The following is an 8,588-nucleotide window of genomic DNA, read 5'->3' as shown; positions in this document are numbered from 1 at the left end:
GAATTCGGGCGCAGGTCGTGGACAAGGACCGCAACCCGCGGTGGTCGCCCGCCACGATCGAGGAGGTCGACCCGGCGCGGGTCGACGCGTTCTTCACACCGCTCGGCGACCTCGAACTCGGCCTGACGGCTCCACAGCCGCAGCACTGAACCACCAGCCACACGCGTCCAGGAGGGACTGCTATGAGCACTACCGTCGGATTTCTGGGACTCGGCCACATGGGTGGTCCCATGGCGGCCAATCTCGTCAAGGCGGGGCACACGGTGGTCGGCTTCGACCTCGCGCCCGCCGCACTCGAACAGGCAGTGAAAGACGGTGTCACCGTCGCTGATTCGGCCATCGAGGCCGTGCGTGAGGTGGACGTCGTGATCACGATGCTGCCGAGCGGCAAGCACGTTCTCGGGCTTTACGCCGAGATCCTGCCCGCCGCGAAGCCGGGCACCCTGTTCATCGATTCGTCCACCATCGACGTCGCGGACGCCCGGGCGGCGCACGACGAGGCCGTCGAGGCGGGCCACCGTTCGGTGGACGCACCCGTCTCCGGTGGCGTCGTCGGCGCCACCGCGGGAACGCTCGCGTTCATGGTCGGCGGCACGGCGGACGACTTCGAGTCCGCGAAGCCGCTACTCGACGTGATGGGCAAGAAAATCGTCCACTGCGGCGATCCGGGCAACGGTCAGGCCGCCAAGATCTGCAACAACATGATTCTCGGCGTGTCGATGATCGCCATCAGCGAGGCGTTCGTCCTCGGCGAGAAGCTGGGGCTGAGCAACCAGGCCCTGTTCGATGTCGCGTCCAACGCGTCGGGTCAGTGCTGGGCGCTGACCACCAACTGTCCTGTGCCCGGACCGGTTCCGACGAGCCCGGCCAACAACGACTACCAGCCGGGCTTCGCGGCCGCGCTGATGGACAAGGATCTCGGTCTCGCCGCGAACGCGCTGAAGACCAACGGCGTCGAGGCGGACCTCGGGCTGCGCGCTGCCGAGTTGTACAGCCGGTTCCATGCCGCCGGTGGTGGTGGCCAGGACTTCTCTGCCATCATCAACGACATCCGCGAACGTTCTACCGAGGGAGACCAGTGACCGACTTCGAGACCATCCTGCTCGAGCGCAAGGGCCGGGTGGGGATCATCACCCTCAACCGTCCGAAGGCGCTCAACGCACTGAACTCCGAGCTGATGCGCGAGGTCGTGTCGGCGGTGGAGGAGTTGGAGAAGGATTCGGAGATCGGTGCCATTCTGATCACCGGTTCCGACCGGGCCTTCGCGGCGGGCGCCGACATCAAGGAGATGCAGCCCAAGTCGTACATGGACGTCTACCTCGACGACTTCTTCGCCGCGTGGGATCGGCTCGCCGCGGCACGCAAGCCGACGATCGCTGCCGTCGCCGGTTACGCACTCGGCGGCGGCTGTGAACTGGCGATGCTCTGCGACATCCTGATCGCCGCCGACACGGCGAAGTTCGGTCAGCCGGAGATCAAACTCGGTGTCATTCCGGGCATCGGCGGCTCGCAGCGGCTGACGCGGGCGGTGGGTAAGGCCAAGGCCATGGAACTGTGCCTGACCGGCCGGAACATGGACGCCGAGGAGGCCGAACGCGCCGGGCTGGTGTCGCGGATCGTGCCCGCCGCGGATCTCCTGGAGGACGCGCTGCAGACCGCGACCACCATCGCCGAGATGTCCCTTCCGGTCGCGATGATGGCGAAGGAAGCGGTGAATCGCTCCTTCGAGACCACCCTCACCGAGGGCGTCCGGTTCGAGCGGCGGGTGTTCCATTCGACATTCGCCACCGAGGATCAGAAGGAAGGGATGGCGGCGTTCGTCGAGAAGCGTTCGCCCGTCTTCAAACACCGCTAGAAGCCCTGAAAACGACTGTCGCCCCGCACCGGGATCCGGTGCGGGGCGACAGTCGTCTCTCACCACTTGGTGGGGGCGTCCCCAGTGTCGAAATCGCCTGCCTCGCGGCGCAGTTCGGCGAGGATCGTGACCAGCTGTTCCAGCTTGTCGCCGGACACCCCGGGGCGCGAGAACACCTGGGCGTTGAGTCGCTCGGTGGACTCGACAGCCAGTTTCCTTCCCGCGTCAGTGATTTCGATCAGCGTCGCACGGCGATCGCTCGGATGCGGGACACGCCGCACGAGATTCGCCGTCTCGAGCCGGTCGACGGCGTTGGTGACGCTCGTGGGGTGAACCTGAAGGCGCGCGCTGGCCTTCGCCATCGGGAGCGCGCCCGTGCGCGTGAACGTCAGCAGTGTCAGCAATTCGTACCGGGCGAACGTGAGCCCCGACGGCTTCAGAACCTCCTCCACCCGGGCCATCATGATCTGCTGCGCCCGCATCACCGAGGTCACCGCGGCCATGCCGTCGGCGACATCACCCCAGCCGTGTTTCGTCCACTGCCGGTGGGCCTCTTCGATGGGGTCGAGATGAAGTGGTGACGGTGGTGGCATGCGTCGATCATCCCATGTCGGGTGATGGGCCGCGAAAGTCTGCCGAGCGTGTCGTCAGTGCGCTTCCGCTTCCGCTTCCGCCTTCGCCGCGGCCGCCAACGCCACCAGACCGAGTCCCGCGCATGCCGTCATCGTGACCGCGAGTGCGACGCCGGTGTTGCCGAGCACGCCGACCAGGGGAGCGATCAGTGCGCCGACACCGAACTGCAGGGCGCCGAGCAGCGCGGCAGCGGTGCCGGCCGCCTCTCCGTGGCGGCCGAGGGCCAGCGCGGGTGCGTTGGGCAGGACGAAGCCGACGCCGGCGAGGAGGAACCACAGCGGAACGACGAACCCGACGAGCCCGCCGAACTCGAAATGGGCGGTGGTGATCAGCGCCAGCCCGGCCACCGTCGCGAAGGCGAGGGCAGCCACCGTGATCTGCAGCGGTGACCGGCGTGAAAGGGCGCGGACGTTGAGTTGCGAGGCGCCGATCAGAGCGATCGCGCCGGAGCTGAACAGCAGCGCGAACTGCTGCTCGTCCAGGCCGTACTGGTCCTGGAACACGAACGACGCACCGGAGACGTACGAGAACAACGATCCCATCGCCACACTCGACACGAGGGCGAGCACCATGAACGCCCGGTCGCCGAGCAGACTCTTGTAGGTGCCCAGCACAGCGCGCAGATCGCTCTTGCGCCGCCGCTCCGGCGGCAACGTCTCCGTCAGACCCCACACACCGATCAACGCCGTCAGCGTGCCGATCACGGCGAGGACGACGAAGATCCCGCGCCAGTCGACGGCGATGAGGAGCGCCCCGCCGATACTCGGAGCGAGGACGGGTGCGACGCCGAGGACGAGCATCAGTCGCGACATCACGACGGCCACGGTGTTCCCCGAGAACAGGTCGCGCACCACGGCGAGCGCGACCACCGCAGCGGCGGCGGCCCCGATGCCCTGGAAGACGCGGAGCACACCCAGCACGGCCACGGTCGGCGCGAAGACCGCGAGCACGGACGCGACGACGTGGACACCGATACCGGCGATGAGGGGGCGCCGGCGCCCGAGGCCGTCCGCGAGCGGTCCGACGATCAACTGCCCCAGCGCGAGGCCGAGCAGGGTGCCGGTGATGGTCAGCTGTACCGCGGACGAGGATGCGCCGAGGTCGGTTCCGATGTCCGGAAGCGCGGGCAGGTACATGTCGATGGTGAAGGGGCCGAGGGCCACCATCGCGCCGAGTACCAGGATCACCCGAAGGCTGGGACGGGTTGTTGTCCGGTCGCCGGTCGGGGCGGCGCGTTCGTCGGTATCGGTCATGAAGCAACACAGCAACGAGGGCACCTGGTTTGTTCCCGCCCCGGCGTGTCGGTTTCAGAATCACCGTGAGCGCAAACCTCGCGCCCGGGACACCGGCCGGGCACAGTAATCATCGATGCGGGTGTGACTGAGTGGTTGAGGTACCGGCCTGCAAAGCCGTTCACACGGGTTCGAATCCCGTCACTCGCTCGATGAGAACCGGCAGGTGATGCACCTGCCGGTTCTCTTGTGCGTGTTCACACGTCTTCGAGGCGAATGCCCTTGGTCTCCTTCATGAACAGGCACGCGACGCCGGTGAGGACGGCCAGCACCATGATGTAGACGCCGAACACCCAGCCGAGGTCGAGTCCGAGGAGAAGCTGGTTCAGGTACGGGGCGGTGCCACCGAACACCGCGACGGAGAACGAGTACGCGAATCCGATCGCCTGGGTGCGGAGCCGCGTCGGGAAGCTCTCCGACAGCGTGGAGGACAGAATCGACGCCGGGACCGCGACGATCAGCAGGGCGGCGGTGGTGGCGACGAGCAGGGTCCACCCGTCGGACGTGATCATCATCGTCAGCGGCAACTGCAGGGCGAACATCAGAACCGCGAAGGCGCCCAGCATGGGCCGCCGGCCGATCTTGTCGGAGAGCAACCCGAGGAACGGCAGCGAGACCAGAGCGATCAGCTGAGCGATCACCAGCATCCAGTATGCGGTGTCGGGGTTCATGCCCTGCTGCGTGATCGCGTACGTGGAGATGTATGACGTCCAGGTGTAGTGCGCGGCCGTGATGCCCGAGGTCATCCCGATCATCAGGAGGATCGCCCGGACGACGGCGCGGCGGGGGATGCCCGGCTGATCGTCCTCCTTCTGCGCAGCGTCGAAGACGTCGCTCTCCTCCATGCTGCGGCGGAGGTAGAGGGCGAACAGTGCCAGAAGCGCGCCGATGAGGAACGGAATACGCCAACCCCATTGACCGACCGCGGTGTCGGACAGGGAGGAGGTGACGACGCCGCCGACGGTGTAGGCCAGCACCGAACCGCCGAAGATCGCGATGAACGCGACGCTGCCCCACATGCCGCGCCGGTGCGGAGGCGCGATCTCACCGACGTAGGAATACGCGGTCGCGGACTCGCCGCCGTGCGCAAAACCCTGCATGACGCGTGCCGCGAGCAGGATCAGCGACGCCCACGCGCCGATGGTCGAATAGGTGGGCATCACGCCGATGATCAGGCTGCCCGCGGCCATCATCAGCATGGTCGTGACGAGGACGAACTTGCGCCCGCGCTTGTCGGCGATCCGGCCGAAGATGATCCCGCCGAGCGGGCGCATCAGGAAGCCGACCGCGAACACCGCGAGCGTGGACAGCAGGGCGGAGACCGGGTCCGAGTTGCTGAACATCGCCGCCGCGATGAACGGGGCGAACACCGCGTAGGCGCTCCACTCGTACCACTCGAGGACGTTGCCGACGGAGCTGGCGAGGAGCGATTTCTTGCGGGAGGCGAGGGTGGGGCCGGAATGGGTGTCAGGCTGCGCCTGGCGCGTGAGGTCGACGTTCACGTGCAGTCACTTTCGTCGGGGTCGCGGAGTCGAAAGGTCGAGGGGAGGAGTCGTCAGCGCAGGTCGCTGCGACGGATCTTGCCCGTCTGCGTCTTCGGGAGGTCGGTGATGATGTGCACCAGCCGGGGCCGCTTGTACGCGGCGAGCCGGTCGCGGGCGAACGCGACGAGTTCGTCCTCGGTGGCGGTCGCGCCCTTGCGGAGCGAGACGTAGGCGACCACCGATTCACCCTGGTAGTCGTCGGGTTGCCCGACGACGGCGGCTTCGTGCACGGCCGGGTGTTCGTAGAGGGTGTCCTCGACCTCACGGGGCCACACCTTGTAGCCGGAGACATTGATCTGATCCTTGAGCCGGTCGACGAGGTACACCCACCCCGCCTCGTCGATGATCGCGACGTCCCCGGTGCGCAGCCGTCCACCGGGCAGTGTGTCCCGGGAGGCATCGGGGTTGCGCCAGTAGCCCGAAACAACCTGCGGTCCGGCGATTTCCAGTTCGCCGGCGGTGTGCGGCGGAACGGGGTCGCCATTCGGGTCGACCGCCCGGATGTCCACCCGCGGCAGCGGGAGACCGATGGACAGTGAGCCACTCGTCGGGTCGACCGGCGCCCGCAGGCCGGGTGGCACCGCGATCACTCCGGCCGTGGTCTCGGTCATCCCGTACGCGTTGTGGATGTACTTGCCGAATCTGGCTTCGAACTTCTCCACGGTGGCGGGCGGGATGGGCGCGCCGCCCGAGTAGAGGGATTTGACCGAGGCGAAGTGGTCCGCGCTCACACCCGGCACCTCGGAGAGTGCGTTGAACACGGTGATCGAGCCGATCGTGTAGGTCACCCGGTGCTCCACGAAAGTCTCCAGTGCGACGGCCGCGTTGAACCGATTCGCGAAGACGAGCACGCAGTCCCGGACGAGGGCCACGCCGGCATTGAGCACGGCACCGGTGATGTGGAACAGCGGGGCGACGGCGAACACGACGTCCCCGTCGACGACGCCGGCGCAGTCACCGAAGTCGAGGGCGGTGGCCAGGACGTTCGCGTGGGAGTTGAGCGCGCCCTTCGGCGGGCCGGTGGTCCCGGAGGTGTAGGTGAGCAGCGCGAGGTCGTCTCCGCCGAGTTCGACCGGGGGAGGCCGCCTGCCGCGAAAGCGCTGGAGCAGTTCGACGAGGTCGCCGTCGGCCGCCGGCGTGGCCCGCCCGGTGGAGTCGAACACCCGCGGATCGTTGCGGGTCTGGAAGTCGAGGGCGCTGCTGCTGATCGAGAATCGCACGCTGCTGCCGCGCAGGGTCTCGGCCGTGGCCGCGGCGCTCACGTCTTCGCAGATGATGCCGATCGGTTCGGCATCGTCGACGAGGCGGCGGAGTTCGTTTCCGCGGTACATCGGATTGAGCACAAGCGCCGCCGCGCCGACCTTCCACAGCGCCAGCAGAGCGAGGGCGTACTGCGGCACATTCTGCAGGTAGATTCCCACCCGATCACCGCGCCCGACACCCCACTCGTCCAGCGCGACGGCGAGGGCGTCCGACAGGTCGTCGACCTCGCGCGCCGTGAGGGCGCCATCGAAATAGGCCACGGCGGGGTGATCGGGATGCGCCTGCACGCGCGACCGCCACGCGTCGAGAGTGGTCACTACGGGTGGCTCCTGGATTCCGTCGTTGGTGAACGTCGACGACACCGCATGTCCCCTTTCTCCGGCTCCGGTCCGAACGGGATGTCCGAATTCGAGCGGCCGACCGATCACTCGCTCGGTCGGTGTCGGCAAGTGTCGTGTGTCACACGAGGCGTGTCAAGTCGGTGCCCCTCGGGCGCCCGGCGGGAACTGCTGTTTCCGGCACGACCTCGGCGACGGTTGCGACTCATATTTCCGTCTGGCAATATGAGGCTATGAGCGCCTACGCCGCCCTGGCCGAGCCGCACCGCAGACAGATTCTCGACCTGCTGCGTGATGGTGAGCGGCCCGCCGGAGATCTGGTGGAGCACATCGCGCTCAGCCAGCCCGGCGTGTCCAAGCACCTCAAGGTGCTGCGCGAGGCCGGGCTCGTCGTGGTGCGCGCGGATGGCAAGCAACGTCTGTACGCGCTGCGCCCGGAACCCCTCGCCGAGGTCGACCAATGGCTGGAGCCGTACCGCGCGTTCTGGTCGAGGCGCCTCGACGCCCTCGAACGACACCTGGAGGAGAACCCATGACCGACGGAACCCTGGAGACGATCGACGGTCGCCCGGCACTGCGCTTCGAGCGCACGCTCGCGCACTCGGTCGAGCGCGTGTGGAGGGCAATCAGTGTGCCGGCAGAGCTCGAGCGCTGGTTTCCCGCCGCTGCCGACTGGACGCCGGCGACGGGGGAGACCTTCGAGGCCTACGGCGCGACCGGCGAGGTGACCGAGGTCGATGCGCCCCATCGGCTGGCCTGGAACTTCGGCGGCGAGCGGTACAGCTTCGATCTGACCGCTGAGGGAGACGGCTGCCGGTTGATCTTCATCCATGTCTTCGGCGACCGTGCGGTCGCAGCGCAGACCGCGGCCGGCTGGGAGACCTACTTCGCGCGGCTCGAGCCTCATCTCGCCGGCGGGTACCTCTCCGAGGCGGAGGCGCACGGTTCGTGGGACCAGTGGGAGGAAGTTCACGAACGCTACGCCGAGCGCTTCGGCGTCGACCCGACGCCGGGACGGCGCTTCCTGGAGGCTCAGCGTGCCGGTCAGTGACATCCGGTAAGTCCTAGGATTCACCGACGCACTCCGAATTCCTAGCTCGCGACGCGGTAGTGGAGGAAGACGAAGCCGTTGTCGAAACGGCGCTCGTCCAGCAATTTCAGCCTGCACCGGACGCGGTCGGGGAGGGCTCGGGTGCCGCCTCCCACGACGGCGGGTGCGACGAACAGGTGGCATCGGTCGACCAGCCCGGCCGCGAATGCGTGGGAGGCGAGTCCGGCGCCGCCGACCGTGAGGTCCCGTTCCGTCTTCGCCTTCAGATGCCGGACGGTCGCCGGGTCGAACTCCCGCTCGATGCGGGTCCTGGCGCTGGACGCCACCTCCAGCGTCGTGGAGTAGACGACCTTGTCGGCCGCCCGCCAGATCTCCGCGAAGTCCTGTATGCAGGCGGGCTCGTCGGCGAGGCCGGGCACCGTTTCCCAGTACGTCATCGTCTCGTACATCCGGCGCCCGTAGAGGTAGGTGCCGACCGGCCGCTCGAGGTCGTTGACGAAGGTATGGACCTCCTCGTCGGGCGCGGCCCAGTCGAAATTGCCGTTCTCGTCGGCGATGTAGCCGTCGAGCGACATGATCGGAGCATAGATCAGCTCGCCCACTGTGGAACCC

The 8,588-nt window shown here is 67.6% G+C and carries 9 protein-coding genes, 1 tRNA gene and 1 pseudogene; 6 read left to right on the top strand and 5 right to left on the bottom strand.

Features of this window, described 5'->3' with window-relative positions; translation table 11 throughout:
* The 3 genes and pseudogenes from ACFVJ3_RS43495 to ACFVJ3_RS43485 all read left to right on the top strand — a co-directional run.
* The coding region (locus tag ACFVJ3_RS43495; protein ID WP_378457957.1) for an enoyl-CoA hydratase/isomerase family protein at positions 1-149 on the top strand (149 nt) is incomplete at its 5' end.
* Positions 150-179: 30 nt separating this feature from the next.
* A pseudogene (mmsB, locus tag ACFVJ3_RS43490) lies at positions 180-1,082 on the top strand (3-hydroxyisobutyrate dehydrogenase); the annotation flags it as partial.
* A complete protein-coding gene (locus ACFVJ3_RS43485; protein ID WP_378457955.1) occupies positions 1,079-1,855 on the top strand; it encodes an enoyl-CoA hydratase in 777 nt (258 codons plus the stop codon). The pseudogene mmsB and the gene ACFVJ3_RS43485, both read left to right, overlap by 4 nt.
* Before the next feature lie 59 nt (positions 1,856-1,914).
* Here the strand turns inward: ACFVJ3_RS43485 and ACFVJ3_RS43480 are convergent, their stop codons facing one another.
* Both ACFVJ3_RS43480 and ACFVJ3_RS43475 read right to left on the bottom strand, forming a co-directional pair.
* Positions 1,915-2,448: a MarR family winged helix-turn-helix transcriptional regulator gene (locus ACFVJ3_RS43480; RefSeq protein WP_009474224.1), complete on the bottom strand. Its 534-nt coding sequence runs from the start codon at positions 2,446-2,448 to the stop codon at positions 1,915-1,917.
* Between the two features lie 54 nt (positions 2,449-2,502).
* Entirely contained in the window at positions 2,503-3,765 is a 1,263-nt protein-coding gene (locus ACFVJ3_RS43475) for a multidrug effflux MFS transporter (protein WP_378457954.1), read from the bottom strand.
* Positions 3,766-3,858: 93 nt separating this feature from the next.
* Here ACFVJ3_RS43475 and ACFVJ3_RS43470 point away from each other — a divergent pair.
* Positions 3,859-3,930: transfer RNA gene (locus tag ACFVJ3_RS43470), tRNA-Cys, on the top strand.
* 47 nt (positions 3,931-3,977) lie between these two features.
* Here the strand turns inward: ACFVJ3_RS43470 and ACFVJ3_RS43465 are convergent.
* Positions 3,978-5,282, bottom strand: a complete 1,305-nt coding sequence (locus tag ACFVJ3_RS43465) for an MFS transporter (RefSeq protein ID WP_378457953.1) — start codon at positions 5,280-5,282, stop codon at positions 3,978-3,980.
* Positions 5,283-5,335: 53 nt separating this feature from the next.
* Positions 5,336-6,949: a class I adenylate-forming enzyme family protein gene (locus ACFVJ3_RS43460; protein WP_378457952.1), complete on the bottom strand. Its 1,614-nt coding sequence runs from the start codon at positions 6,947-6,949 to the stop codon at positions 5,336-5,338.
* 209 nt (positions 6,950-7,158) lie between these two features.
* On the opposite strand from ACFVJ3_RS43460, the gene ACFVJ3_RS43455 reads away from it, so the two are divergent.
* Positions 7,159-7,461, top strand: coding sequence for an ArsR/SmtB family transcription factor (locus tag ACFVJ3_RS43455; protein ID WP_378457951.1), 303 nt, complete (start codon positions 7,159-7,161; stop codon positions 7,459-7,461).
* Complete coding sequence (locus ACFVJ3_RS43450) at positions 7,458-7,976, top strand: SRPBCC domain-containing protein (RefSeq protein WP_378457950.1); 519 nt, start codon at positions 7,458-7,460, stop codon at positions 7,974-7,976. Before ACFVJ3_RS43455 ends, ACFVJ3_RS43450 begins: the two co-directional genes overlap by 4 nt.
* Positions 7,977-8,017: 41 nt before the next feature.
* On the opposite strand, the gene ACFVJ3_RS43445 is transcribed toward ACFVJ3_RS43450, so the two are convergent.
* The gene (locus tag ACFVJ3_RS43445) at positions 8,018-8,578 is read right to left on the bottom strand and encodes a dihydrofolate reductase family protein (protein WP_378457949.1); all 561 of its coding nucleotides are present in this window, start codon (positions 8,576-8,578) and stop codon (positions 8,018-8,020) included.
* Positions 8,579-8,588 lie beyond the last annotated feature (10 nt).

The sequence above is a fragment of the Rhodococcus sp. NPDC127593 genome (assembly GCF_042671975.1).
Lineage (GTDB): Bacteria > Actinomycetota > Actinomycetes > Mycobacteriales > Mycobacteriaceae > Rhodococcus_F.
Note: the sequence above shows the minus strand (reverse complement) of the source record. Positions and strands in the feature narration are given on the sequence as shown.

Bases quoted from the DNA above. Each gene is read 5' to 3' on its own strand.
- ACFVJ3_RS43480 (WP_009474224.1), bottom strand. From the start codon at position 2,448: ATGCCACCACCGTCACCACTTCATCTCGACCCCATCGAAGAGGCCCAC.
- ACFVJ3_RS43455 (WP_378457951.1), top strand. From the start codon at position 7,159: ATGAGCGCCTACGCCGCCCTGGCCGAGCCGCACCGCAGACAGATTCTC.
- ACFVJ3_RS43450 (WP_378457950.1), top strand. From the start codon at position 7,458: ATGACCGACGGAACCCTGGAGACGATCGACGGTCGCCCGGCACTGCGC.